Origin of the sequence: Streptomyces sp. NBC_01520 (assembly GCF_045040375.1) — a bacterium.
Taxonomy (GTDB): Bacteria; Actinomycetota; Actinomycetes; order Streptomycetales; family Streptomycetaceae; genus Streptomyces.
On the sequence record NZ_CP109404.1, the window covers coordinates 2597802 to 2624195 of the forward strand.

The window sequence follows — 26394 nt, forward strand, 5'->3', positions numbered from 1 at the left end:
GTCCCCGGGAGGAGGAGGGCACGGCTACTTCTTGGCCTTGCCCTCGCCGGCCGACTCGTCGGTCGACAGGACGGAGATGAACGCGTCCTGCGGCACCTCCACGTTGCCGACCATCTTCATCCGCTTCTTGCCTTCCTTCTGCTTCTCCAGCAGCTTCCGCTTACGGGAGATGTCACCGCCGTAGCACTTGGCGAGGACGTCCTTGCGGATGGCCCGAACGGTCTCACGCGCGATGACCCGGGCACCGATGGCCGCCTGGATCGGCACCTCGAAGTTCTGCCGGGGGATGAGCTTCTGCAGCTTGGCGACGAGCCGCACCCCGTACGCGTACGCCTTGTCCTTGTGCGTGACCGCGGAGAACGCGTCGACCTTGTCGCCGTGCAGCAGGATGTCGACCTTGACGAGCTGGGCGGACTGCTCACCGGTGGGCTCGTAGTCGAGCGAGGCGTAACCGCGGGTCTTGGACTTCAGCTGGTCGAAGAAGTCGAAGACGATCTCGGCGAGCGGCAGGGTGTAGCGGATCTCGACGCGGTCCTCGGAGAGGTAGTCCATGCCGAGCAGGGTGCCGCGCCGGTTCTGGCACAGCTCCATGATCGCGCCGATGAACTCGCTCGGGGCCAGGACCGTGGCCCGGACGACCGGCTCGTGCACCTTGTCGATCTTGCCCTCGGGGAACTCGCTCGGGTTGGTGACGATGTGCTCGGTGCCGTCCTCCATCTCGACGCGGTAGACCACGTTCGGGGCGGTGGCGATGAGCTCGAGACCGAACTCGCGCTCCAGACGCTCGCGGACCACGTCGAGGTGGAGCAGGCCGAGGAAGCCGACGCGGAAGCCGAAGCCGAGCGCGGCGGAGGTCTCCGGCTCGTACACGAGGGCGGCGTCGTTGAGCTGGAGCTTGTCCAGGGCCTCGCGCAGGTCCGGGTAGTCCGAGCCGTCCAGCGGGTACAGGCCGGAGAACACCATCGGCTTGGGGTCCTTGTAGCCGCCCAGCGCCTCGGTCGCCCCGTTGTGCAGGGAGGTGATGGTGTCGCCGACCTTGGACTGCCGGACGTCCTTCACACCGGTGATGATGTAGCCGACCTCACCGACGCCGATGCCGTCGGCCGGGGTCATCTCCGGGGAGGAGACACCGATCTCCAGCAGCTCGTGGGTGGCGCCCGTGGACATCATCCGGATGCGCTCGCGCTTGCTGAGCTGACCGTCGATGACCCTGACGTAGGTGACGACGCCGCGGTAGGGGTCGTAGACCGAGTCGAAGATCATCGCGCGGGCGGCTTCGTCCGCCTTGCCGACGGGGGCGGGAACGTCGCGGACCACCCGGTTGAGCAGTGCGTCCACGCCGATACCGGTCTTCGCCGAGACCTTGAGCACGTCCTCGGGCTGGCAGCCGATGAGGTTGGCCAGCTCCTCGGAGAACTTCTCGGGCTGCGCGGCAGGCAGGTCGATCTTGTTGAGCACCGGGATGATGGTGAGGTCGTTCTCCATCGCCAGGTAGAGGTTGGCGAGGGTCTGCGCCTCGATCCCCTGTGCCGCGTCGACGAGCAGGACCGTGCCCTCGCATGCGGCGAGGGAACGGGAGACCTCGTAGGTGAAGTCCACGTGGCCGGGGGTGTCGATCATGTTGAGGATGTGGGTCGCGCCCGTGTCCTCGCCCTCGGTGGGCGCCCACGGCAGACGGACCGCCTGGGACTTGATGGTGATGCCGCGCTCGCGCTCGATGTCCATCCGGTCGAGGTACTGAGCGCGCATCTGCCGCACATCGACCACGCCCGTCAGCTGAAGCATCCGGTCGGCAAGCGTCGACTTGCCGTGGTCGATGTGCGCGATGATGCAGAAGTTGCGGATCAGCGCCGGGTCGGTACGGCTCGGCTCGGGCACGTTGGTAGGAGTCGCGGGCACGCAGGGTCCTGATTCTTGAGACGCCGAACGCCGTGTCTCGGGTCGATGTCGGGTCGGTCGGATCAATACGCAGGCTCCATCGTCCCACGCCTGCGGGGCTGGGACCGGTTTGGGCCGGTCCGAGGGTGACTGGTACCGTGGGCAGCTGTGTCTCCTGGCCCTCAGAAGCCATGTGACGCACATAGAAGATCCAACGAACCTGAAAAGGCTCTTTCGTGGCGAACATCAAGTCCCAGATCAAGCGGAACAAGACGAACGAGAAGGCGCGCCTGCGTAACAAGGCCGTCAAGTCCTCGCTCAAGACCTCGATCCGCAAGGCCCGTGAGGCTGCCGCTTCCGGTGACGTCGAGAAGGCCACTGTGGCCGTCCGTGACGCGTCCCGCCAGCTCGACAAGGCTGTCTCGAAGGGTGTCATCCACAAGAACGCCGCCGCCAACAAGAAGTCGGCGCTGGCGCTCAAGGTTGTCGCCCTCCAGGGCTGAGCTACTGATGTGAAAGCCGGAACGGACTCAGCGGGCCCTCTCTCCCGCTCCTGACCGGCACCCCGTGCCGCACACCGAACCTGCGTTCGCCACGCGGGTGCGGCGCACACAGCGTGAACCGAAGGCCCCGGTCACCGTCCTCCCCAGGACGGCGACCGGGGCCTTTGTGCTGTCGGGGCACGGTGCTGCTCGGGCGGGGTGCCGCCCGGGCTCCGTGCTGCTCGGGCTCGGTGCTGCTCGGGCTCGCGGCGCCCGGGCTCCGTGCTGCCCGGGCTTGTGCCGCCCGGGCTCGCGTACCTCGGGAGGGACCGGGCAGCCGCTAGCGTCCGCCGGACCGTGCGGCTCGCGCGATCGCGACGACGGCCTTCTCCAGGGCGTACTCCGGATCGTCACCGCCGCCCTTGACCCCCGCGTCGGCCGCCGCGACCGCGCGCAGCGCGGCCGAGACCCCGTCGGGCGTCCAGCCGCGCATCTGCTGGCGCACCCGGTCGATCTTCCAGGGTGGCATGCCGAGCTCGCGTGCGAGGTCCGCGGGGCGTCCGCCCCGGGCCGACGACAGCTTGCCGATCGCCCGGACGCCCTGGGCGAGGGCGCTGGTGATCAGGACGGGCGCGACACCGGTCGACAGCGACCACCGCAGCGCCTCCAGCGCCTCCGCCGCCCTTCCCTCGACCGCACGGTCGGCGACCGTGAAGGAGGAGGCCTCGGCGCGGCCGGTGTAGTAGCGGCCGACGACGGCCTCGTCGATGGTGCCCTCGACGTCCGCGGTCAGCTGGGAGACGGCGCTCGCCAGCTCGCGCAGATCGCTGCCGATGGAGTCCACGAGTGCCTGGCACGCCTCGGGGGTCGCGGAGCGCCCGAGGGTCCGGAATTCCGACCTGACGAAGGAGAGCCGCTCGGCCGACTTGGTCGTCTTCGGGCAGGCGACCTCGCGCGCACCCGCCTTCCGGACCGCGTCCAGCAGGCCCTTGCCCTTGGCCCCGCCGGCGTGGAGGAGCACGAGGGTGATCTCCTCGGCGGGCGCGGAGAGGTACGCCTTGACGTCCTTGACCGTGTCGGCCGAGAGATCGTGGGCGTTGCGCACGATCACGACCTTGCGCTCGGCGAAGAGCGACGGGCTGGTCAGCTCGGCGAGCGTGCCCGGCTGCAGCTGGTCGGAGGAGAGGTCGCGGACGTCCGTGTCGGCGTCGGAGGCACGGGCGGCTGCCACGACGTGCTGCACGGCCCGGTCCAGGAGCAGGTCCTCCTGGCCCACGGCGAGCGTCACGGGGGCGAGCGGATTGTCGGTGGAACTGCTTCTGGTGGCCATCGCGGTCCAGCATCCCACGCCCCGGTGACAGGGCGGCGGGGCCGCCTGCCCCGGGCATACCGGAGAATGACCGGGTGAGCGATGTGAGACATGTACTGGTGCTGCCCGACCGCGACACGGCCCAGGACGCGGCCGAGGAACTCGCCGACCGGTTCGGCGTCACGGAGGAGCCCCAGCTCGTACGGGACGCCCTGGCCGGCGAGGACGACGCGGAGGACGCCCAGTGGCTGGTGGTCGTGGAGGATCCGGCCGGGCGCCTGGACTCCGCGGCTCTCGATGCGTTCGCCGCGGAGTACGAGGGGTGGCTGGAGGCGCCGTAGCGGGGGCGGCCGGAACTGGCCGCCCCCGGCGGGTCCGGCCCTTGTTCCCCGGGGTGGGCCCTGGGTTCGGCCCGTTCAGCCCGTTCAGCCCTTGGGGACGATCTGGATGTCCATGTCGATCTCGATGCTGGAGCCGACCGCCGCGATACCGCGGGCCAGCATCGTCTGCCAGGTGAGGGTGAAGTCCTCGCGGTGCAGTTCGGTGGTGGCACGGCAGGCCGCGCGGGTCTCACCCTCCAGGCCGTTGCCCAGACCGAGGTACTGGGTGTCCAGCGTGACGGTGCGGCTCACACCGTGCAGCGTGAGCGCACCACTGACGCCCCAGCGGCTGCCGCCGCGGTGGACGAAGCGCTCGCTGTAGAACTCGAGGGTCGGATAGCGCCCGACGTCCAGGAAGTCGCCGGAGCGCAGGTGGTCGTCGCGCATCTGGACGTTCGTGTCGATCGACGAGGCGTCGATGATGACGTGCATGGCGGAGTCCTCCATGCGGTCGGCGATCCGGACGGCACCGGCGAAGCTGTTGAACCGGCCGTGGATGCGGGCCATCCCGATGTGACGTGCCGTGAAGCCGATCCGCGAGTGCATCGGCTCGATCTCCCAGTCCCCGGGCTCGGGAAGCTGTGGAGGCTGCACCACCTGGAGCACCACGTCGCCGAGGCTCGCGTGACCGCTCTCCGTGACGACGACCGGTCCGTGGAACGGGCTGAAGCCCTCGGCCGTGACACCCAGGCGGTAGTCGCCTGCCGGAATCGTGGCGACGACGCTCCCGAAGGGGTCCGTCTCCCCGCCGACGACCTTGCGGCCCGCACTGTCCGTGACGACGAACTCGGCCTGCCGCACCGGCTCACTGACGGGATCCAGCACCCGGCAGCTGACCAGACCTGCGGTACTCGGTACCGGTAGCCCTGCGACGGCGCTGCTGAGTGCGGTGCCGGACTTCGCCTTGTTGCCTAGCCAACGACCGAACATATGCACGTACTCCCAGGGGCGGTTCTCATCTCGGACCCCTGGCGGCTGGACGTCGTTGTCGGAGCAGCGGTCCGCCGACGAATACATATTCGATCACCGTTGCAATGTTCGAGGCAAACACAGCGGCTCGGAGGGGGTTGTGCCGAGGTGTTACGAGGTATTAGCGAAGGTCCGAATTGACCGTTCCGCTTGTGCGTGCCACGCAGGACACCCATGGCTCACGCCAGGATCTGTCGCACCTCGGGCAGCTCGGAGAGACGCAACCCGAAGTGTTCGTGGTAGGCGGCGAGGACCTCGACGTCGGTGCCCAGCTCCGTCCTGTGCCGCTCACCGCGCACCGTCGTGACCAGGGTGCGGCCACTGAGCGTCGATCGCCCTGCCTCGGTACGCAGCGAGCAGACCAGGGATCGGGTGAAGTGCGAATCCGGCGACGTCCGGTGGTACCAGGAGCCGGCCCGGAAGTCCGCCAGCACCCGTGGCCGCAGGTCCAGACGGAACTCCCGCGAGCCGCCGCGCAGCAGATCGAGGTCCCCTTGCGGGGCCTCCCGGAAGCGGAACACACCGCACGGGTCGTCCTGCCCGGTGCGGTCGTCCAGCGCGAGCGGGTGGAGGGCGTGGTCGCCGAACCCGACATCGGCCAGCCACGGCCCCGTGCCGTCGTCGGTCTCCACGCGCAGCGCCATGTGGTCGTACGGAATACCGAGGCGCCCTCCGTCGCCGAAGACCCGCGCCTGGAGGAGGGCGACGCGGAAGCCGAGCTCTCGCAGCAACGCGGCGAAGGCGCCGTTGAGTTCGTAGCAGAAGCCGCCCCTGCGGTCCGTCACGATCTTGTCGAGGAGCTTCTCCTCCTCCAGGACGATGTCCTCGCCGAAATGGATCGAGAGGTTCTCGAAGGGCACGGTCATCAGGTGTCGGAGCTGGAGTTCGCGCAGGGCGGCCGCATCGGCACGCGTGGGACGGACGGCGCCGATGCGCTCCAGATAGGCGTCCGCCACACCCGCCGCGCTGTTCATTCCGTTCATGCTGTTGATGCGGTTGATGCGGTTCGTCGGCTTCATGGCGGCAGTCTGTCCCGGTGCACCGCACCACGCCATGAGCCCCAGGTCCTGGGTTCGCCGACGGGGGCCCGGAAGACCGCAGACGGCCGGTCTGTCGGCCAGGACGGAAAAGGTGCCGGCACGCGGCCCGGACCAGCGCAAACAGGACGTGACTGCCCACATCGAGGAGAACCACGACGCCTGGGTGGCGACCTCCGCCGCGAACGGTGTGCCGTGTCCGGTGCCGTTGTCGCTCGTGTGGGACGGGGACGAGATCACGGAAGGGGCGGCCCTTCCCGCCGCTTCGGGCACCCGGCCGGTCCGGCGGCCCGCTTCCGCTCCTGAGCCCGCAACCGGCCTCCGTCCCCGCGCTCATGAGCGGCCTGCCGCACGCAGTCCCGTACCGGCCCCGGTCACGGCGACGGCACCGTCGACGTCCGTCCGGAGAACCTTCGCGCCCCCGGCTCTGAGCGCCTCGACCGTACGGGCTGCCGGATGCCCGTACGGGTTGTCCGTACCGCAGCTGATGAGCGCCAGCCTCGGGCGCACGCTGCGCAGGAGAGCGGTGTCCTGGTAGGCGGAGCCGTGGTGCGCCACCTTGAGCACGTCCACCCGGGGCAGCGCCGGGTAGCTGCGCAGCACCCCTCGTTGGGCCGGGGGTTCGAGATCGCCGAGGAGCAGCAGTGTCAACCCGCCCGATCGTACGAAGAGGGTGACGCTGGAGTCGTTCGGCTCCTCCGTCACGAAGGCCGGTACCGCGCCCCGCGCATCGGCCGCCGGCCAGAGAACCCGCCAGTCGAGCGGGCCGAACCGCCGACGCTCCCCCGGAACGGCCGGGACCACCGGGACGTCCGCCGTGGCCGCCGTCCGCTTCACGAAGGCGGCCTGCTCCGCCGGCTCGTCGAGACTCGTCGTCTGGATCGCGGCGACCTCCCTTCCCCGCAGGGCACCCGGCAGGCCGCGCACATGGTCGGCGTGGAAGTGGGTGAGAAGCAGGAGCGGCACACGGGTGATGCCGAGGTCGCGCAGGCACCGGTCGACGAGGCGCGGGTCCGGGCCGGTGTCGACGACCACCCCCGTGCCCTCCCCCGCAGCGAGCACCATGGCATCCCCCTGCCCCACGTCACACATCGCGAACGCCCAGTCGGGCGGCGGCCATCCGGTCATGATCCTGGTGAGCGGCACCGGTCTCAGCACCGCCAGGACCAGGGCGAGCGCGGCGGCGGAACAGACCCAGGGGTGGCGGGAGAGACGGCGTGCGGACAACACCAGCACCAGCGTGAGGACGGCCAGCAGAGCCGCGCCCCTCCAGCCGCCGGGCCAGTCGACCTCGGCTCCGGGAAGGGCCGATCCGGTGCGGGCCACGGACGCGATCCATCCGACCGGCCAGCCGGCGACCAGGGCCAGGGCCTCGGCCGCCGCCATCGACACCGGGGCCACGGCGAGCGCCGCGAATCCGAGGACCGTGGCGGGCGCCACGGCGAATTCGGCCAACAGATTACAGGGGACCGCCACCAGACTGACCCGTGAGGCGAGGACCACGACGACCGGGGCGCACGCCGCCTGCGCGGCGCCCGCCGCAGCCAGCACCTCGGCAACCCTCGGCGGCACCCGGTGCCGTTGCAGGGCGCTGCTCCACCGTGGCGCGAGGGTCAGGAGCGCCCCGGTGGCCAGCACGGACAGCAGGAACCCGTAACTGCGGGCCAGCCACGGGTCGTACAGCACCAGCAGCAGAACGGCCGCGGCCAGTGCGGGAATCAGCGATCTGCGCCGGCCCGTGCCGATGGCGAGAAGCGTGATCAGCCCGCACGCCGCCGCACGTAGGACGCTCGGTTCCGGGCGGCAGACGATCACGAAGGCGAGCGCGATCCCGCCACCGATCAGTGCGGTCATGCGCAGAGAGATCCCCAGCCGGGGTGCCAGGCCGCGGCGTTCGCTGCGCAGGGCCGTTCCGGGCGGGCCGATGAGGAGGAAGAGGAGGATCGACAGGTTGGCACCCGACACGGCGAGCAGGTGGGTGAGATCGGTGGCCTTGAAGGCGTCGTGCAGTTCGGGTGTGACCCTGGAGGTGTCGCCGACCACCAGGCCCGGCAGGAGTGCCCGCGCATCGGCGTCGAGCCCGTCGGTGGCTTCCCGCAGGCCGGAGCGCAGCTGTCCTGCCGTCCGCTGGAGGAGGGTCGGCGCCGAGATGACCGGCGGCGGATCGTCCGCGTCCGTACCGAGCACGGCGGCGATGCGCTCCCCCTCATGGCGTGGTGGTGCCAGGCGACCGCTGATCCGCAGCCCGGTGGAGGGGAGCAGCCGTTGCCACTGTGCGGAGGCGGCACCCGGCGAGACCATGACGAGGACCGGGGTGCGGAGCCTGATGACCGTGCCGTCGGGGCCGGTCAGCCGGTCGGCCTCGGCGTCGAGCAGCAGGGATACCGGGGTGCTGTGGTCGCCCCGGACCCGCGGCCGGGTCTGCCGGGGGTCGGACGTGACGGTCACCTCCGCCTCGACCCGGGTGTAGTCCTCCGCCAGTCCGGGAACGGGACCGCTCCGGCTGTCCGCGCCGTGGAGTCCGGCGGCCGCTGCCCCGGCCGCCGCGCAGAGCAGTACACCGGCGGCGGTGGTGCGCAGCCGTGCGTACGACGGGGCTCCGGTGGTACGCCGGAAAGCCCCTGTGCGCCCCGCACGGACCGCTGCCCTCACTCGGGGCCCTGCCAGGAGCACCAGGGCTGTACCGGCACAGAGGGCGGCTCCCACGGCCGCCCACCGGCCCGGCGCGCCGAGTGCGAGTCCGGCGGCGGCCCACGCCGCGAGGGCAGGCGGGACGAGCCGGAGGTCGACAGGACCTTCCTGGTGCGGGTCGGCGGAGCCCAGTCGCCTGCCCGAGGCCGTGTGAACGTCGGGGCCGCTCATGGCCGGACCAGCGGCCGAAGGTCCGCGAACCGCCGGTCGCCGATGCCGTTGACCTCTCGGAGTTCGTCGACGGACCGGTAACCCCCGTGCTCGGTGCGGTAGTCGATGATGTGCTGGGCGAGCACCGGTCCGACCCCGGGCAGCGTGTCGAGCTGTTCCACCGTGGCCGTGCTGAGACTCACCGGTGCGGCCGGACCGTCCTGGACCTGCCCGGACCCGCCGCCCCCTCCCGCTGTGCCTCCTGCGGCGGCCTGGACGCCGGGCAGGCCCACCAGGACCTGTTCGCCGTCCGTCAGAACGCGCGCCCGGTTGAGCCCGGTGACATCCGCGCCCGTACGCACTCCTCCCGCTGCGCGCAGGGCGTCGGCGACGCGAGAGCCGGACGGCAGGTGCTGGATCCCCGGCCGGCGCACCTTGCCGCTCACGTCGACGACGATCCGGCCACCGGGTGCGGGGGTGGGCGGAGATCCGTCGGACGGCCCGGGAAGGAAGCCCGTGCCGGAAGGACCTGAGGGTGCGGGTGCGGCCGGGCGGGCTGCCGCGGCCTCCTTCACCTTCTCGGGGGCCTGTACGGGCTGAGGACGTCCCGACCAGAAGTGTGTCGCGGCGAGGACCGCGGCCCCGACCAGGACGACAGCGAGCGCTGCGAGCGAGCGCGGCTCCAGACCGCATCTGAGGTGCACCCACAGCGGTAAACGTTCCCGCAGAGCCGGGCCGGCCGTCCGCCACCACGGCAGTCCGGCAGCCGAGCCCGGCGAAACGGTGGGAGTGGTGAGGTCGGTGGGAGTGGTGAGATCGGCGGAAGCAGTGGCGGCCGGAGCAGCGGAAGCCACTGCGGAACTGCCCCGCCCGCAGCTGTCCCGCTCCGAAGCGACCGGCTCCGGGGCCACGGCCCAGGAAGGTGCCGCGCGGGTGGGCCCGGGTCGGCGGGAAGCCGGTGTCACGGTCCCCGTCGCCGGGCGAGGCCCGGCGGCCAGCAGCGCATCGGCCCTGAGCCGTGAAGCCGCAGCGGCCTCGGCGTCGCGGCGCCCACGCTCGGTCCGGCGCCGGCGCCCGTGGCGGGTGCCCGGCCCGGTTCCCGCCGCTCCCGCGGGCCCGACGCCGGGCCCGTGCCGGAAACCCGGCTCGGCGTGGCCGGACGGCCCGCCACGCGTGGCACGCCGAACCGCGCGATGTGACGCGCCTCGGTGTGTGGAGCCGCTGATCGGCCGGACAGTTGCTCGACTGGGTGCACGAAGCGATCGGAGGGTCATGCCTCACGACGCTAGACACTTCCGCGAAAATCCGCCGAGGAGCCCCAATTCCGGTGGATAACTGCCCGGTTGTGGATATCTCCGTCACCCGCCGAGGTGGACTTCAGCGCGGTGAGATCACCGCTCCCAACAGCCCCGGCCCGGTATGGGCACCGATCACCGCACCCACTTCGCTCACATGCAGGTCGACGAGTCCGGGAACCCGCTCACGCAGCCGCTCCGCCAGTCGCTCCGCCCTGTCCGGCGCCGCGAGGTGGTGCACGGCGATGTCCACCGCACCCGATCCGGCCTGCTCGGCGACAATCTCCTCGAGCCGTGCGATCGCCTTCGACGCCGTCCGCACCTTCTCCAGCAGTTCGATGCGTCCACCGTCCAGTTGGAGCAGCGGCTTGACCGCGAGGGCGGAACCGAGCAGAGCCTGAGCCGCGCCTATGCGCCCCCCACGGCGCAGATAGTCCAGCGTGTCGACATAGAAGTACGCCGAGGTTCCTTCGGCCCGCTTCTCCGCCGCGGCGACCGCCTCGTCCAGTCCGCCGCCCGCCTCGACGGCCTCAGCGGCGGCCAGCGCACAGAATCCGAGAGCCATGGCGACCATGCCGGTGTCGACCACGCGCACCGGCACCGGCGCGTCCTTCGCGGCGAGCACCGCGGAGTCGTACGTGCCCGAGAACTCGGCCGAGAGATGCAGGGAGACGATACCGGTGGCCCCGTCCCCGGCAGCCGCGCGGTAGGCGGCGGCGAAGACTTCCGGACCGGGCCGGGACGTGGTCACGGAGCGGCGCTTCTGGAGGGCCACGGCCAGCGACCGGGCCGAGATCTCCGTGCCCTCCTCCAGGGCCTGATCACCCAGGACGACGGTCAGCGGCACCGCGGTGATGCCGTGCCGTTCCATCGTCTGGCGCGGCAGGTAGGCCGTTGAATCGGTGACGATCGCGACATGGCGGGACATGAGCCGGAGGTTACCTTCCGGGGCGGTGACACGGCAGCCCGGGCCTGCCCTACTGATCATTTCCGATCGGTTCGGAACAGGTCCTACCGGTCTCGTACGCAACCGTCTCTTACACAACCGTCTCGCGCTCAGCCGTCTCGCGCTCGGCCGTCTCGTGCTCGGCCGTCTCGTGCTCGGCCAGCCGGTGTCAGTTCGTGCTTTCCGGCCTGGCGGCCTTCTGCCACGGGTAGCCGGTCTGCAGGCGGGGGTCCGGAGGCGTGAGCGCCTGCGGTGTCTCCTCGTCGGCCGGTCCGCTCCAGCTCCGGCCCGTGGTGCCGCCCCGGTCGGCCGGCTCCTCCGTCGTCCAGTGCCGCAGGGCACCCGCCTCGACGTCGATCTGAGCGTTCAGCGCCGCGAGGTCGTCGTCGGCGAACTGCCGCGCCCGGTCACGCGCCGCCCAGCGGAGCGACTCGGCCGAGTGCGTGATGCGTTCCGTGCGCTCCTTCAGAGCCGGCAGCAGTGTGGCCACCGTCGCCCGGTCCGGCTCGCGCTCCAGGCGCTTGAGGTCGTTGTCGAGCTCACGCCCGTGCACGCTCAGCCGCTCGAAGAGCCCCAGGGACTCCGACAGCGACGCGTCCTCCGCCGCCCCGGCGTTCAACGCGTCCTGAGTGGCCCGCATCGATGTCCGCAGGGCCAGCCGCAGCTGCGCGAGCTCTCCCGCCACGCCCGGCTGGCCGTAGCTCTTGGCCCGCAGCGTGGTGTCCTCCACGGAGCGGCGGGCCTGCGTGATCGTGCGGTCCACCCCGCGCTTGGCCGCGCGTACGGCCTTGACACCGACGTACACCCCGAGCGCCATGAACGCGACGAACAGCAGCGTCAGGATCAGGATCACGGATTCCATGAACGCCCCTCGATGGTCGAATCGGCCCCGGTGTGCGGTGCCCCTTCTACGGTAAACGGAACAGGCAGGCCAGGGGTTCCACCGGAACCCCCAACCTGCCCGTAGGGGAAAGCCCTGGCCTCGACCGGCCGGCGGCCCTCAGCCGTTACGCGGGGACGATGTTGACCAGCTTCGGCGCCCGCACGATGACCTTGCGGATACCGGCCCCGCCCAGTGCGGCGACGACGCCCTCGTCGGCCAGGGCCAGCGCCTCCAGTTCCTCGTCCGTGATGGACGGGGAGATCTCCAGGCGTGCCTTGACCTTGCCCTTGATCTGCACGACGCAGGTCACGGTCTCGTCCACGACGTACGCCGGGTCGGCGACCGGGAAGGCCTGGTGGACGACCGATTCGGTGTGACCCAGCCGACGCCACAGCTCCTCCGCCACGTGCGGGGCCAGGGGCGCGACCAGCAGCACCAGCTGCTCGGCGACCGACCGTGGCAGCGGGCCGCCCGCCTTCGTCAGGTGGTTGTTCAACTCGGTGACCTTGGCGATGGCGGTGTTGAAACGCATACCGGCCATGTCCTGACCGACGCCGTCGATGGCCTTGTGCAGCGCCCTCAGCGTGTCCTCGTCGCCCTCCGTGTCGACGACGGTGACCTCACCGGTCTCCTCGTCGACGACGTTGCGCCACAGCCGCTGCAGCAGGCGGTACTGCCCCACCACGGCACGCGTGTCCCACGGTCGCGAGACGTCCAGCGGGCCCATGGCCATCTCGTACAGCCGCAGCGTGTCGGCACCGTACTCGCCGCAGATCTCGTCGGGCGTCACGGCGTTCTTCAGGGACTTGCCCATCTTGCCCAGGACGCGGCTGACCTTCTCGCCCTGGTGGTAGTACCCGCCGTCGCGCTCCTCGACCTCGGTGGCCGGCACCGCGATCCCACGGCTGTCCCGGTACACGAAGGCCTGGATCATGCCCTGGTTGTACAGCTTGTGGAACGGCTCGGCGGACGAGATGTGGCCCAGGTCGTGCAGCACCTTGGACCAGAACCGCGCGTACAGCAGATGCAGCACGGCGTGCTCGGCGCCGCCGACGTACAGGTCGACGCCGCCCGTGGGCATGCCCTCGCGCGGCCCCATCCAGTACTGCTCGATCGCCGGGTCGACCAGTCGCCGGTCGTTGTCCGGGTCCAGGTAGCGCAGCTCGTACCAGCAGGAACCGGCCCAGTTCGGCATGGTGTTGGTCTCGCGGCGGTAACTTCGCAGACCAGCCCCGTCGCCCAGGTCCAGCGTGACGTTGACCCAGTCGGCGTTCCGGGACAGCGGGGTCTCCGGCTTGGTGTCGGCGTCCTCCGGGTCGAAGGTGCGCGGCGAGTAGTCCTCGACCTCGGGCAGCTCCAGCGGCAGCATCGACTCGGGCAGCGGGTGGGCGATGCCCTCCTCGTCGTACACGATCGGGAAGGGCTCGCCCCAGTAGCGCTGGCGGCTGAACAGCCAGTCGCGCAGCCGGAAGTTGACGGTGCCCTCGCCGACACCGTGCGCCTGCAGCCACTCGGTGATCTTCACCTTGGCGTCGACGACACCCAGGCCGTCCAGGGAGATCTCGTCGTTCGCGGAGTTGACCAGCTTCGCGTCGTACGACCCGAAGGCGTCCTCCCAGGTGGATGCATCCGTACCGCGGTCGTCCGACGGCTCAACGACACAGCGCATCGGCAGTTCGAAGGCGCGCGCGAAGGCGAAGTCGCGCGGGTCGTGCGCCGGTACGGCCATGATCGCGCCGGTGCCGTAGCCCATCAGGACGTAGTCGGCGATGAAGACGGGGACCTTGTCGCCGCTGACCGGGTTGGTCGCGTACGCGCCGGTGAAGACACCGGTCTTGTCCTTGGCCTCGGCCTGCCGCTCCACGTCGGACTTGGCCGCGGCCTGCTTGCGGTACGCGGTGACGGCCTCGGCCGGGCTCGCGTGCCCGCCGGTCCACACGGGGTGGGTGCCCTGCGGCCAGGCTGCGGGGATGATCCGCTCGACCAGGTCGTGCTCGGGCGCCAGCACCATGTAGGTGGCACCGAACAGCGTGTCCTGCCGGGTGGTGAAGACGGTGATCGCACCGGCGCCGTCGACCGGGAAGTCGACGCGCGCACCCTCGGAACGGCCGATCCAGTTGCGCTGCTGCAGCTTGATGGCCTCGGGCCAGTCCAGGGCGTCCAGGTCGTTCAGCAGCCGGTCGGCGTACGCGGTGATCCGCATGTTCCACTGGCGCAGCTTGGCCTTGAAGACCGGGAAGTTGCCACGCTCGGAGCGGCCGTCGGCCGTCACCTCTTCGTTGGCCAGCACGGTACCCAGCCCGGGTGACCAGTTGACGGGCGCGTCCGAGGCGTACGCCAGGCGGTACTGCCCCAGGACGTCGGCGCGCTCGGCGGCGTTCAGCGCGCCCCACTCGCGGCCGTCCGGGGTCCGGCGCTCACCGCTCTCGAACCGGGCGACCAGCTCGGTGATCGGGCGGGCCCGGTCGGCCTCGGTGTCGTACCAGGAGTTGAAGATCTGCAGGAAGATCCACTGGGTCCACCTGTAGTAGTCCGCGTCGATCGTCGCGAACGAGCGGCGCTTGTCGTGCCCCAGGCCCAGCCGGCGCAGCTGGACCTTCATGTTCTCCATGTTGGCCTCGGTGGAGACCCGCGGGTGGGTGCCCGTCTGTACGGCGTACTGCTCCGCGGGCAGACCGAAGGCGTCGAAGCCCAGGGTGTGCAGGACGTTGTGTCCGGTCATCCTCTGGTGGCGCGCGTACACGTCGGTGGCGATGTAACCCAGCGGGTGGCCGACATGCAGGCCCGACCCCGAGGGGTAGGGGAACATGTCCATGATGAACTTCTTCGGCTTGGCGGCCAGTTCGGGGCCGTCCGCCAGGTCACCGGTCGGGTTGGGCGCCTCGTACGTCCCCTCGGCGTCCCAGAAGTCCTGCCAGCGTGCCTCGATGTCGGCGGCCATCGCTGCCGTGTAGCGGTGCGGCGCGGCCGCCTCGGCCGCGGTGTTCGTCTCGCTCATGATCCTCAAAGCTCCATCGATCGTCATCTGCCGGGCGCCCACGTCCACGGACACACGTCTACGGACATACGTCTACGGAAACGAAAAATCCCCTCGCACAGGAGGGGACGCCGCGCCGAGTCCGACCAGGCGTTCTCACCGGTCGGGAGTGATCAGCGCGGCTCGCTAAGCAGAAGGCCTACGGCACGCATGGCGTCAGGGTACCGCACGGGCCCGGGGCCCCGTCCGGGATATACCCGCCGGTCCGCCCCGACGGGCCCGCTCACGCACGAGCCCGCGCACCCACGGCATCGTCACCAGCTCTGCGCAGGACCCACACACTCCGGGGGTTACTCCGCGTACTGCCCTCTATCGGGGCAACAACTCAAAGCTCGTACCGGCCGGTATGCGGCGACCTAGCATGCGGCAACGGGACCGCTTTGCCGAGCCATTCGGAGTTGCCCCCATGAAGCCTCATCGCAGGACCCGCTCATCCCCCTCCATGAGCCGCAGTCCAGGAATGAGCCGCCCGGTGCAGGGCGGGCTGACCGTCGCAGTGCTGGTCCTCATACCCCTGCTCGCCGTCGCGGGGAGCGACGACTTGCGCGCGGCGCTGGACTTCACGACCGGCGTCCTCTCATTGGTATCGCTCACCGCGGCGGTCGCCTGGGGCCTGCTGGCCACCGACCGCCTGTTCCTCTCGACCCGCCACCGGCTGATCGCCCAGGGAGTCCACCGGGCAGCCGCTGTCACCTCGCTCGGGTTCCTCCTGCTCCACGGCACCGTGAAGGTCGCGCTCGGGCACGTGGAACTGCTCGGCGCCCTCGTACCGTTCGGCCTGGGCGTGAGCGGCACCTCCGGCCTCATCGGCTTCGGTTCGCTCGCCGGACTGCTGATGATCGTCGCCGCGGCGACCGGCGCCCTTCGCAGCGCGTTCGCCACCCCGGGAAAGACCGCCGGCCGCTGGCGTGCGCTGCACGCCCTGGCCTACCCCGCCTGGTGCTCCGCACTGGTGCACGGCCTGTATGCCGGACGGCAGCCCGCGACCTGGGTCGTCGTGATGTACATGCTCTGCCTGCTGGCCGTGGCCGTGGCGCTGGGGCTCCGCTTGCTGCCACGTCCGGCCAAACGCCTGATCACCGAGCTGGTCACCGCTCTGGTCAGCCCCGACGCACCGCCGGCCGAATCGGCTCCCGTCATCCGCACGTCGCCGCTACCCGGCGCGGAACACATGCCTCCGCAGCCGCGCCAGGGCCTGCCGCGGGACGCGCCCGGCTGGGGGGACGACGACCGTGACCTGCGCGGCACCCCGGTCCGCCCCCGGACGCTCGCCGCCCCCTCGCCGCCTCTTTACGAAGCACCGCCGTCCGGGGCGTCCCTCTACGAGACGCCGTCGTCCGGGTCGCCGCAGTACGAAGCGCCGCGGCACGAGCCCCCGACGTACGGGTCCCCGCTCCATGAACCCCCGCCGCGGAGTTCCGAGCGGCTCGGCCCGGATCCCGCCCCCGCCCCGGGTCTCGGGCAGGGCATCTCCGCGGCCTACCGGGCCGTCTCGCGGTCCCCTGCGACACCGTTCGAGCGGACGGACGACCACTGGCCCACTCCGTCGCCCGCGCCCCCTACGCAGGCGTACAGGCCGGCGTACGACCCGGACCCCCTGTACGACCCCGAGCACGCGTACGCACGCACCCAGGAGCCGACCGCGTACGAGGCACCCGGGAGTGCGTCCTCCCCATACGCACCCCCCGCCCCTCCGGTCGGCCAAACCGGATACGGCGGCGACGCCGAGACCGAACAGATGCCGGGGCCGCTCTACCCGCCCCCCGCCGGAGAACCCTGGCACGCACCCGCAGGAGACCGACCTTGAACGTCCCCCTCCCCGATGTTCCCGAGGTTCGCGTCGTCGGCCTTCCCCAGCTGACCACCGGTTTCGACCTGGTGGAGCGCATCGACCTCGCCATGCACCTGAAGGTGCACGGCCCGCTCGAACCCATGACCGGCGAGCGCCTCGCCGGACTGGCCGAGTCCATCTCCCTGCGGGGACGTGGCGGTGCGGGTTTCCCGTTCGGGAAGAAGCTGCGCGCGGTCGCGAAGGCATCCATACGCCGGGGGGTACGCCCCGTCGTCGTGATCAACGGCAGTGAGGGGGAGCCCGCCTGCCGCAAGGACACCGTGCTGCTCAACCGTGCCCCGCACCTGATCCTCGACGGTGCGCTGCTCGCGGCGGAGGCGCTCGGCGCACGCACCCTGGTCGTCGCCGTCACGCGCAACTCCACGGAGATGTCCGTCCGCGCCGCCCTGGCCGAGCGCGGGCTGTCCGACCGGCGCGGGCAGCACCTGCGCGCCCGGGTGGTACGCACCCCGGAGCGCATGGTCTCCGGGGAGGCCTCGGCGGTCATCCGGGCGGTGAACGGCGGCCCCGCCCTGCCGCCGGGCCGCCGGGAGCGCGCGGCGGAGTCCGGAGTGGCCGGTGCCCCGACGCTGCTGTCGAACGCGGAGACCTATGCCCAGCTCGCCGTCGCCGCGCGGATCGGCTCCCGCCGCTACGGACACACCGGGCTACCCGACGAGCCCGGCACGGTCCTGCTCACCGTCTCCGGGGCAGTGGCACGCCCCATGGTCATCGAAGTGCCCACCGGAGTGCCCCTGCGGTACGTCCTTCAGCTGGCCGGTGCCCCACCGCTTCCCCAGGGCGTGCTGACCGGCGGCTACCACGGCAACTGGATCGACGCGGTCGCCGCGCACGACGCCGTGGTCTCCAGGGCGTCCCTGGCGGCGGCGGGGGGCGCTCTCGGCGCGGGTGCCATCCTGCCGATCGGTCCGGAGACCTGCCCGATCGGGGAGTCGCTGAGGATCGCCAACTGGCTGGCGGCCGAGACCGCGGGCCAGTGCGGTCCCTGCAAGCTGGGGCTGCCCGCCGCGGCGGGCGGCCTCTCCGACGTGCTGAACGGCGGCGGGCCGGCCGCACTCGAGGCGCTGCGCGAGGTCACCCAGGCCGTCAAGGGCCGGGGGGCGTGCAAGCATCCGGACGGCTCGGCGCGCTTCCTGTCGTCGACGCTGTCCGCGTTCACGGACGATCTCGCCGCGCATGTCCTGGACGGCGGCTGCGGACGGGAGACGCTGGGCGTCCTGCCGCTGCCCTCCGCCGGCTACGAGGATCTGGAGGAGTCCATTCCGAGCGGCGAGAAGCTGGCGGTCGACTGGACGCTCTGCCAGGGCCACGGGCTGTGCGCCGACATCGTTCCCGAGCTGATCAGGCTGGGCCCCGACGGCTACCCGGCGCTCGCGGACGCCGCCGTTCCGATGCATCTGCGGGGCCGCGCCCAGCGTGCGGTCCGCAGGTGCCCGGCACTGGCACTGCGTATCGAACAGGCGCCCGCCGAGCGAGCGGCGCTCCCGAGCGCCCGGCGCAAGGCCCTGGGCAGCGGACGTAGTTGATCCGAACCCGCCGGGTACGACGAGAAGCGGGCCATCCGATTCGGATGGCCCGCTTCTTCACTGTGGAGCTAAGGAGAATTGAACTCCTGACCTCCTGCATGCCATGCAGGCGCTCTACCAACTGAGCTATAGCCCCTTGTTGCTCATCGCCCGGTTTCCCTGGCGACATCGAGAACATTACACGGTCCCCCCGGCCCATCAAAAATCGTTTCCACTCCCACCCGGTACGCCCGCCCCGCAAGGCCCTGACCAGTGTGCGGTCCGGCCGTCCCGCCCTTGTCAGGCGGTGGCGAAGGAGTAGAACCGCTTGAGGGTGCAGTGCTCCTCCAGGAGCCTCCCGTAGATGGGTTCCCCCTCCAGCTCACGGTAGGTCTCGATGGGGTCGCCTTTTATGATCAGCGCCCGCGCGCACTCCTCGCACCAGTACTGGAACTCCGCGTTGACCGGGTCCATGTCCCTGACGATGGGCGTACCGCTGCCGCACCAGTCGCACTTCCGCCTGTGTGCACCCATCCGGTCAGCTCCGACTGCGGCCGCAGGCCGTACACGCGCGGGAATCCTCTTGCGGGGTGGCTGGGCCGGCACTCTCGGTGGGGACAAGGAGCAGGTCCGGGACCTGTACGCGGCTCGCAGGCATCGCGCTCCCTCCCGATCGGTCCGTCGCCCCCTCCGGCGCTCCGATTCTGCCATGACCCCGCAAGGGGGTCAGCCCGCCGACGGCCCAGGCCTCCGGCTTTGTCGCAAACGAGCCGCACGGGACCGGTCGCCGCACCGGCGCGGACCGAGCCGACGGACCTCGCGGGCCCTTGTCCCCAACGGGTCAAGGCAGTTGGGCGGAGCCGCGAAGGCCTGGGCGCCCGCCCCGGACAACCGCACGAAAAAAGATCCCGCCCCCTGCTGGGGACGGGATCTTCACTGTGGAGCTAAGGAGAATTGAACTCCTGACCTCCTGCATGCCATGCAGGCGCTCTACCAACTGAGCTATAGCCCCGCTGTTCGCCGTGTTTCCCTGCGTTTCCGCGCTGCGAACAAGAAGAACTTTAGCCTGCGACCGGCCGGAAAGTGAAATCCGGCCCCCGCCGCCCGAAGACGCCCTCCGGGCACCCGCTAGTCGTCGTCCCCGAGGACCGGCTCGGGAAGCGTCCCGGCGTTGTGCTCGAGCAGGCGCCAGCCGCGCGCGCCCTCGCCCAGGACGGACCAGCAGCAGTTGGAAAGCCCGCCGAGCCCCTCCCAGTGCTGCGATTCCAGCCCGAGAAGACGGCCGATGGTCGTCCGGATCGTGCCGCCGTGGCTCACCACGACGAGCGTGCCCGCGTCGGGAAGCTTGCCGGCGTGCTCCAGGACCACCGGGGCAGCCCGGTCGGCGACCTCGGTCTCCAGCTCGCCACCGCCCCTGCGCACGGGCTCGCCACGCTTCCACGAGGCGTACTGCTCGCCGTACTGCTCGACGATCTCCTCGTGGGTGAGCCCTTGCCAGGCACCGGCATACGTCTCACGCAGTGCGGAGTCGTGTGCGACGTCGAGGCCGGTGACCGCGGCGAGCTCACCGGCCGTGGCCGCCGCCCGCCGCAGGTCGGAGGCGACGATCGCGTCCGGCTTCAGCGAAGCGAGCAGCCGGGCGGCCCTGCGGGCCTGCCCGACGCCGGCCTCGGTCAGCTCGATGTCCGTGGAGCCCTGGAATCGGCGTTCCAGATTCCACGCCGTCTGGCCGTGCCGCCAGAGGACGATCCTGCGGCCTCTGCCGCTCCTGCTGCCGTTCAGCTCTGCTCACCTTCCGTGACGCCGTGGAGCTGTGCGTGCTCCTCGGCCTTGCCGCGGGTCTTGAGCGCGTCCTCGGGGAGCGCGATCTCCGGGCAGTCCTTCCACAGGCGCTCGAGCGCGTAGAACACACGCTCCTCGCTGTGCTGGACATGGATCACGATGTCGACGTAGTCGAGGAGGATCCAGCGGGCGTCGCGGTCGCCCTCGCGGCGAACCGGCTTGGCGCCGAGCTCCTTCTGCAGCCGCTCCTCGATCTCGTCGACGATCGACTTGACCTGGCGGTCGTTGGGAGCCGAGGCCAGCAGGAAGGCGTCGGTGATCGACAGCACGTCGCTGACGTCGTAGGCGATGATGTCGTGCGCGAGCCGGTCGGCTGCCGCCTGGGCGGCAGCGTTGATGAGCTCGATGGAGCGGTCCGTGGCGGTCACATGCAGGCTTTCGTCGGCGGTCAGATCAACCTCTAGGGTCTCACGGACCGCCGACAGCCCTTACGACGTCTGTTCCGGCGTCTTCACGACGTCTGTTCCGGCATCTTGTAGTTCTGTCCGAGCAGGACGGACACGTCGGCGTTCGCGGCGGGCTCGCCCTTCTTCGCCGCGTCCTCGGGAAGGCCCAGGGTCTTGGCGACCTCGACCGCCTTCGCCTTGTCCTCAGCGGTTCTGTAGGTCACCTCGGACGTTGCCGCGGGGTCCGCCTTGCCGCTGTCGACGAAGGCATATCCGCCGTTGACCAGCTGGACCCTGGCGAACTCCGAGCCCTTGGTGTCGCCCGTGGCGTTCTTGATCCCGACGCGTACCGCCGCGTCCGGGTCCGGAGCCTTGACCGCGCCGCCCAGGACGTCCTTGACGACACTCTCGGTGGCCTTCTCTGTGAGCGTTCCGTCGTCCTGGACGGGGAGCAGCGCCGTCTTGTAGTCGCCGACCTTGGCGTGCCCGGCGAGTTTCGCCAGCGAGGCCCCCAGGTCCTGCTCGGGCAGCGACGGGTCGAGGATCTGAGCCAGCGTCTCGATGGTGACCGTCGCGGCCTTGGGGTCCTCGGACATCTTGCGCAGCGTGCTGCGCAAGACCTCGCCGAAGCGCATCAGCTGCTTGGCCTGCGGCTCGCCCGGGGCCTGGTAGGTGGCGTACGCGACGGCCATCTGGCCGCTCAGCGTCTGCGCCTCCCCCTTGTTCACGAGCGGCGCCGCACCCTTCTTGGCGTCGGGCACCGCGATGTCGGTGTCGACCTCGATGTTGCCCACGAGCTCGACGAGGTTCTCCAGGTACGGGGTGTCGAGCCGCCAGGTGCCGCTGATCCTGGTGCCGAGCAGGGTGTCGATGGCCTCGCGCGTACCGGTTGAGCCGTCGTCGTCGACGGACTTGCCGAGCGTGGTGGTGGAACCGTCGTCCGTGGCCACGGCGAGCGAGTTGGGCAGCAGGACGGTGGTCCCCTGCTCCGTGGTCACGTTGTCGACGAGCAGCACCGTGGAGGTGCCGTCCTTCTTGGTGTTGTGCAGGTGGACGACGATGACGTCACGCTTCTGCGGGCCGGTCGCCGTGGACTCCTGCCCGTCCTGGCCCGAGACGCCGGGGATCTTGCCGGCGAACCAGAGGTAGCCCGCGCCGCCGACGACGACGAGGGCCACCACGACTATGAGCGCGACCATCCGGTTGCGCCCGCGGCGCCGCGCTTCCTCGCGCCGCTCGCTGCGGCTCTCGGTGAATTTCAGCCAGTCGATGACGTCTTCGGAGTCCTCGTCGGGCTCCTCGATGAAGGAGAACTGTTCCGTGCGGTAGTCCCGGTCGGCGCGGCGCTGTTCGGGGACGACGGCGTCGGGAAGGGGTTCGGGCTCCCGCTGCGGTTCGGGCTCCCGCTCGGGCGGAGCGGCCACCTGGTTCTGAGCGGTGTTCCACTGCTGTGCGGAATCGTCCACGACCGGCTGCGGGCCCGTGTCGTAGCCGTACGTGCCGTAGGCGCCGTCGTATCCGTAGTCCTGCTGTGCGGGCTGAGCCTGCTGGGGGTGCTGTGCCGGCTGCGCCTGCTGCTGGGCGGCGTACGGGTCGTACTGCTGCTGGGTGCCGGTGTAGGGGTCGTAGCCGTATCCCTGGTCCGCGTAGCCCGGCTGCGTCTGCCCGCCCTGCTGGTGCGGCTGCTGGGGCTGTTGCTGCGCATACGGGTCGTACTGCTGCTGTCCCGACTGCTGCCCTTGCTGCTGATAGACCGGCTGCCCGTACTCGTCGTAGCCGATGATCTGCGGCTGCTGCTGGTAGTACGGGTCGTACGGGTTCTGTCGGTCGTTCACCGGTGCCCCTCTACGTGGCTCATTCGGCGCGGTACAGCTGGCGCTTGTCGATGTAGCGGACCACACCGTCCGGCACCAGGTACCAGACCGGCTCCCCCTGTGCGACCCTCGCGCGGCAGTCCGTGGACGAGATCGCCAGCGCGGGCACCTCGACGAGCGAGACGCCGCCCTTGGGCAGCCCGTCGTCAGTCAGTACATGGCCCGGCCGGGTCACACCGATGAAGTGGGAGAGCGAGAAGAGCTCCTCCGCGTCCCGCCAGGTGAGGATCTGGGACAGCGCGTCGGCGCCGGTGATGAAGAAGAGGTCCGCGTCACCGTTGGCCGTCCGCAGATCCCGCAGCGTATCGATGGTGTACGTCGGTCCGCCGCGGTCGATGTCGCTGCGGCTGACCGAGAACTGCGGGTTGGACGCCGTGGCGATGACCGTCATCAGGTAGCGGTCCTCGGCCGGGGACACCTGCTTGTGGCTCTTCTGCCACGGCTGCCCGGTCGGGACGAACACGACCTCGTCGAGGTCGAACTGGGCGGCCACTTCGCTGGCCGCCACCAGGTGTCCGTGGTGGATGGGGTCGAACGTCCCGCCCATCACGCCGAGTCGGCGCTTGCCGCGTCCGGTAGGCACTTCCTGCTCTCCCATGCGTGCAGACCCTACTCGTACGGCTGTTCGCCTGCGTCTCAGCGGTCCCGGTTGAAGCGAGTGGTGATCCACAGCAGGAGCAGCAGCACGACGAACGCGCCGCCACCGGTGAGGTACGGGCTGAGGCTTTCGTGGTTACCACCTTGCTCGCCGCCCTCGGAGGCGAGGGTGACCAGCTGGTGCGCGGTGCTCGTGAGGCTCATCTTCTGCAGGACCTATCGATCGGGAGTCGGAAGGAAGACGTCGCGCACATCGTATGCGGGCGTCACGGACACGCTCACGCCGACTCAGTCGTTGTTCTCGTCGTTGCGGTATCCACGTAGCAGGAACCAGGCGAGCAGGGCAGCTCCGAGGAGCGAAACGACGAGCACGACGCGCAGTGTGCTGCCTGCCCCCTGGTCCTCGGACACGGCGGCGAGCAGTGCGGCGGTGTGCGGCATTTCGGGCGCTCCTCAAAGTTATCCACAGCCCCCCGCACACCGTAGCGCCAGCACATACGCTGGCATGTGTCAGGGGGACGAGCAACGTCTCGTACGAACAGGGGGCCATCCATGACCGACAACAGTCACGAGAGCGTGCCGAGCAGGCAGCGCAAGCGATTCCCGGGCATCTCCTCGCGTGCCTACGAGCATCCGGCGGACCGCTCGGCCCTGGTGGCCCTGCGCAAGCTGACCGGTTTCGACACCGTGTTCAAGGCGCTCAGCGGGCTGCTCCCCGAGCGCAGTCTGCGGCTGCTCTTCCTGTCGGACTCCGTCCGGGTGAGCGACGCCCAGTTCGCGCATCTCAACGACATGCTGCGCGACGCGTGTTACATCCTGGACCTGGAGAAGGTCCCGACGATGTACGTCAAGCAGGACCCCCAGCCCAACGCCATGTGTATCGGCCTGGACGAGCCGATCATCGTGGTGACGACCGGGCTGGTGGAGCTCCTCGACGAGGAGGAGATGCGGGCCGTCGTGGGCCACGAGGTGGGCCACGCGCTCTCCGGTCACTCGGTGTACCGCACGATATTGCTCTTCCTCACCGGCCTCGCGGTCAAGGTGGCGTGGATCCCGCTCGGCAACGTCACGGTCATGGCCATAGTGACGGCGCTGCGCGAGTGGTTCCGCAAGTCGGAGCTGTCCGCCGACCGGGCCGGGCTGCTGGTCGGGCAGGATCAGCAGGCCTCGATGCGCGGACTGATGAAGATCTCGGGCGGCAATCACCTCCACGAGATGAATGTGGACGCCTTCCTCGCCCAGGCGGACGAGTACGAGAAGGCGGGTGACCTCCGCGACTCGGTGCTCAAGATCCTCAATGTGCTGCCGAGGTCGCACCCCTTCACCACCGTGCGGGCCGCCGAGCTGAAGAAGTGGTCCGAGACCCGGGACTTCCAGCGGATCATGGACGGCCACTACCCGAGGCGCGACGGGGACAAGGACGCCTCGGTGACGGATTCCTTCCGGGAATCCGCCTCGCACTACGCGGACACGGTGCGGACCAGCAAGGACCCGCTGATGAAGCTCGTGGGTGACATCGCGGGCGGTGCGGGCGACCTGGGCGGCAAGCTCCGCGACAAGTTCACCGGCGCGACCGGTGCGGCCGGCGGGAGCGGTGGTTCCACCGGCAAGGGCGGCGCCCCGGCGGGCGACGCTACGGGCGGCTCGGAAGGGACCTGGCGGCGTCCGGACCCTGAGGAGGGCCCGGGGACGGGGAGCTGACCTCCAGCGTCCCGCACATGCCCGCCATGGGCAGGCCCGTGGCGTACGGGTCGGTGCCGGCCGGTCCCCGGGGGTCCGCCCGCTCGCCGGCGAGCAGCGGACGCAGGGCACCGGCCGGGTCGGCCGAGCACGACTGCGGACCGGCCTGGACATGGGCGCTGCGTACCTCCAGCCGGTGCAGCCGGAGGTCTTCCCGGTCGAGGAGGAAGTGCAGGATTCGCCGCACGGTGAACAGCGAGGCGTCGTCCGTCCGGTGGGGGCCGGGCGTGGAGGGGCGCAGCGCGTACGTGAAGGTGTGGTCGGACACCACCTCCAGGGTGTCCGCCCCCGCCCCCGCCTCCGCGTAGCTGAGGGTCCCGCGGACCCGGATCTCGGGGTCGGCGAGTTCCACCTCGGCCGGGTCGAAGCGCACCAGCCAGCCCGTGGCGATGTGCTCGCCGTCGTCGGCCGGTGAGTTCACGCTCCGGTCGAACTGGGCCGCCTGTTCCGGGTCGAGCAGCCTTCCGACCGGCCGGACGACACCGCCGGTGAGTACGTCGGGGTCGAGGGAGGACTCCACCAGGTAGTCCTTGACCGTGGTCAGGGCAATGGTCACCTGGCTGTCCGAGAAGTTCTTGGTCCGCCGGACCCCAGGCAGGTTGATTCCGGCCGCACCGGTCGGGAATTCCGCGGCGGGACCCGCGTCCAGGAGTGCCTCAGGGGTTCCGCCGGGGACCGCACCTCGCGGAGCTAGGGGTATCACGGTGGTCCGCAGCGGCTCGGCGTGCCGGCCGACGGGCTGCGGGTAGGGGTTGCGGAAGCCGATGTAGACGGCGGTGGCGAACGCCAGCGCGATCAGCACGACGAGGGCGATGGCGGCCCGGGAGCGCCGACGGGGGCCGCCGCCCGGCAGGGAGCGTACGGCGCGTGCGTGTTCGCCCATCCGTTCCTGCGCCGAGAATTCCTGCAGCCGGGCAGCGCGCACGAACGATTCGTCGAAGACGAGGGAGCGGTACTCGTCCTCGCTGCCCGAGGGGTTCTCGGGCGGACCTTCCGGCGGTTCTCCGCGGCCTGTCATAACTTCTCCCGATCTCCGCGCCACCGTTCAGGGCGGGCGCTGGGATCCGCCTCGGGCGGGGGCTCGGGCGGACCTGTCCGTCACGGGTTCGATCGACACACGAACAGATGAGTGGCCCTCTCCCCGGGGACGGGGACGGGAGGAGGGGCCGGGGTCATACCTTCAGATTAGGTCGATCGTCATCAAGGTAAACGCGCCGCAGGCGGGAGCACAGTCGGGAGTGCGGGGTGGGGGCGTGACCCGGGGCACCGGTGATGGCAGGACCGCGAGCGCGGAGGGGATCGCGGCCTGCTGCGGCGCCTGCCCGGGCCCCCTGCCCGGCGCCGCTCCCCCGGCCTCGTCGCCGGGTCTCACCGGCGTGCGTCGCGTTACGCCATCCCGTGGGCGGCGCGGGGAGGGTGGGCCATACGTGGGTGGGTGCGGGGTGCTCGGGAGGGGCACGAGCCGGAGCCCGAGCGGGGCCGGCCCCTGCCCGCCTGCGCCCGAAGCATGGGTTCGGGGGCCGCTCCAGGGTGACGGCCCG

General features: G+C 70.6%; 22 protein-coding genes and 2 tRNA genes. 5 read left to right on the forward strand and 19 right to left on the reverse strand.

All coding sequences use genetic code 11. From position 1 onward, the window contains the following. Positions 1 to 24: 24 nt before the first annotated feature. Positions 25 to 1899, reverse strand: a complete 1875-nt coding sequence (gene lepA, locus OG524_RS11785; RefSeq protein ID WP_384492925.1) for a translation elongation factor 4 — start codon at positions 1897 to 1899, stop codon at positions 25 to 27. 215 nt (positions 1900 to 2114) lie between these two features. Here lepA and rpsT point away from each other — a divergent pair, with 215 nt between their 5' ends. After that, positions 2115 to 2381, forward strand: coding sequence for a 30S ribosomal protein S20 (gene rpsT / locus OG524_RS11790; RefSeq protein WP_384492926.1), 267 nt, complete (start codon positions 2115 to 2117; stop codon positions 2379 to 2381). A 319-nt stretch (positions 2382 to 2700) separates the two neighbouring features. Here the strand turns inward: rpsT and holA are convergent, their stop codons facing one another. After that, positions 2701 to 3690, reverse strand: a complete 990-nt coding sequence (holA, locus tag OG524_RS11795; RefSeq protein ID WP_405810130.1) for a DNA polymerase III subunit delta — start codon at positions 3688 to 3690, stop codon at positions 2701 to 2703. 74 nt (positions 3691 to 3764) lie between these two features. Between holA and OG524_RS11800 the strand changes: the two genes are divergently transcribed. Continuing rightward, on the forward strand, positions 3765 to 4010 hold the full coding sequence (locus tag OG524_RS11800; RefSeq protein ID WP_405390890.1) for a hypothetical protein: 246 nt from the start codon (positions 3765 to 3767) through the stop codon (positions 4008 to 4010). A gap of 84 nt (positions 4011 to 4094) precedes the next feature. On the opposite strand, the gene OG524_RS11805 is transcribed toward OG524_RS11800, so the two are convergent. The 7 genes from OG524_RS11805 to leuS form a co-directional block, all read right to left on the reverse strand. Next, positions 4095 to 4979 (reverse strand): YceI family protein, encoded by an 885-nt coding sequence (locus tag OG524_RS11805; protein ID WP_405390889.1) that lies wholly within the window; start codon positions 4977 to 4979, stop codon positions 4095 to 4097. Positions 4980 to 5197: 218 nt separating this feature from the next. Then, complete coding sequence (locus OG524_RS11810) at positions 5198 to 5992, reverse strand: arylamine N-acetyltransferase (RefSeq protein ID WP_405393232.1); 795 nt, start codon at positions 5990 to 5992, stop codon at positions 5198 to 5200. A 396-nt stretch (positions 5993 to 6388) separates the two neighbouring features. Next, entirely contained in the window at positions 6389 to 8917 is a 2529-nt protein-coding gene (locus OG524_RS11815; protein WP_405390888.1) for a ComEC/Rec2 family competence protein, read from the reverse strand. After that, the gene (locus OG524_RS11820; protein ID WP_405393230.1) at positions 8914 to 10122 is read right to left on the reverse strand and encodes a helix-hairpin-helix domain-containing protein; all 1209 of its coding nucleotides are present in this window, start codon (positions 10120 to 10122) and stop codon (positions 8914 to 8916) included. Before OG524_RS11820 ends, OG524_RS11815 begins: the two co-directional genes overlap by 4 nt. A gap of 151 nt (positions 10123 to 10273) precedes the next feature. Next, complete coding sequence (locus OG524_RS11825; protein ID WP_405810132.1) at positions 10274 to 11119, reverse strand: DegV family protein; 846 nt, start codon at positions 11117 to 11119, stop codon at positions 10274 to 10276. 187 nt (positions 11120 to 11306) lie between these two features. Then, positions 11307 to 11999, reverse strand: coding sequence for a hypothetical protein (locus tag OG524_RS11830; protein WP_405390886.1), 693 nt, complete (start codon positions 11997 to 11999; stop codon positions 11307 to 11309). Positions 12000 to 12144: 145 nt separating this feature from the next. Continuing rightward, positions 12145 to 15018, reverse strand: coding sequence for a leucine--tRNA ligase (gene leuS, locus OG524_RS11835; RefSeq protein WP_405810134.1), 2874 nt, complete (start codon positions 15016 to 15018; stop codon positions 12145 to 12147). Between the two features lie 499 nt (positions 15019 to 15517). Here leuS and OG524_RS11840 point away from each other — a divergent pair, with 499 nt between their 5' ends. Together OG524_RS11840 and OG524_RS11845 are read left to right on the forward strand one after the other, a co-directional pair. Next, positions 15518 to 16864 (forward strand): hypothetical protein, encoded by a 1347-nt coding sequence (locus OG524_RS11840; RefSeq protein ID WP_405810136.1) that lies wholly within the window; start codon positions 15518 to 15520, stop codon positions 16862 to 16864. After that, the gene (locus tag OG524_RS11845; protein WP_405390883.1) at positions 16861 to 18435 is read left to right on the forward strand and encodes an NADH-ubiquinone oxidoreductase-F iron-sulfur binding region domain-containing protein; all 1575 of its coding nucleotides are present in this window, start codon (positions 16861 to 16863) and stop codon (positions 18433 to 18435) included. Before OG524_RS11840 ends, OG524_RS11845 begins: the two co-directional genes overlap by 4 nt. A 63-nt stretch (positions 18436 to 18498) precedes the next feature. Here OG524_RS11845 and OG524_RS11850 read toward each other — a convergent pair. The 9 genes from OG524_RS11850 to OG524_RS11890 all read right to left on the reverse strand — a co-directional run bounded on the left by OG524_RS11850 (position 18499) and on the right by OG524_RS11890 (position 23554). After that, positions 18499 to 18571 (reverse strand) — tRNA-Ala (locus OG524_RS11850). A 143-nt stretch (positions 18572 to 18714) separates the two neighbouring features. Next, entirely contained in the window at positions 18715 to 18948 is a 234-nt protein-coding gene (locus OG524_RS11855) for a hypothetical protein (protein WP_033305681.1), read from the reverse strand. A gap of 405 nt (positions 18949 to 19353) precedes the next feature. Next, positions 19354 to 19426, reverse strand: a tRNA-Ala gene (locus OG524_RS11860). Between the two features lie 116 nt (positions 19427 to 19542). Further along, the gene (locus OG524_RS11865) at positions 19543 to 20196 is read right to left on the reverse strand and encodes a histidine phosphatase family protein (protein WP_384493013.1); all 654 of its coding nucleotides are present in this window, start codon (positions 20194 to 20196) and stop codon (positions 19543 to 19545) included. Continuing rightward, positions 20193 to 20624, reverse strand: coding sequence for a ribosome silencing factor (gene rsfS / locus OG524_RS11870; RefSeq protein ID WP_056785448.1), 432 nt, complete (start codon positions 20622 to 20624; stop codon positions 20193 to 20195). Before rsfS ends, OG524_RS11865 begins: the two co-directional genes overlap by 4 nt. A gap of 83 nt (positions 20625 to 20707) precedes the next feature. Then, a complete protein-coding gene (locus tag OG524_RS11875) occupies positions 20708 to 22477 on the reverse strand; it encodes an LCP family protein (RefSeq protein WP_405810139.1) in 1770 nt (589 codons plus the stop codon). A 19-nt stretch (positions 22478 to 22496) separates the two neighbouring features. Continuing rightward, on the reverse strand, positions 22497 to 23114 hold the full coding sequence (gene nadD, locus OG524_RS11880) for a nicotinate-nucleotide adenylyltransferase (protein ID WP_405390881.1): 618 nt from the start codon (positions 23112 to 23114) through the stop codon (positions 22497 to 22499). 38 nt (positions 23115 to 23152) lie between these two features. Then, on the reverse strand, positions 23153 to 23317 hold the full coding sequence (locus OG524_RS11885; protein WP_307127075.1) for a hypothetical protein: 165 nt from the start codon (positions 23315 to 23317) through the stop codon (positions 23153 to 23155). Positions 23318 to 23401: 84 nt separating this feature from the next. Further along, the gene (locus tag OG524_RS11890; RefSeq protein ID WP_405390880.1) at positions 23402 to 23554 is read right to left on the reverse strand and encodes a hypothetical protein; all 153 of its coding nucleotides are present in this window, start codon (positions 23552 to 23554) and stop codon (positions 23402 to 23404) included. Positions 23555 to 23665: 111 nt separating this feature from the next. Here OG524_RS11890 and OG524_RS11895 point away from each other — a divergent pair, with 111 nt between their 5' ends. Continuing rightward, complete coding sequence (locus OG524_RS11895) at positions 23666 to 24814, forward strand: M48 family metallopeptidase (protein ID WP_405390879.1); 1149 nt, start codon at positions 23666 to 23668, stop codon at positions 24812 to 24814. On the opposite strand, the gene OG524_RS11900 is transcribed toward OG524_RS11895, so the two are convergent. After that, positions 24747 to 25871 (reverse strand): hypothetical protein, encoded by a 1125-nt coding sequence (locus OG524_RS11900; protein WP_405390878.1) that lies wholly within the window; start codon positions 25869 to 25871, stop codon positions 24747 to 24749. The two genes, OG524_RS11895 and OG524_RS11900, sit on opposite strands and share 68 nt — an antisense overlap. Positions 25872 to 26394 lie beyond the last annotated feature (523 nt).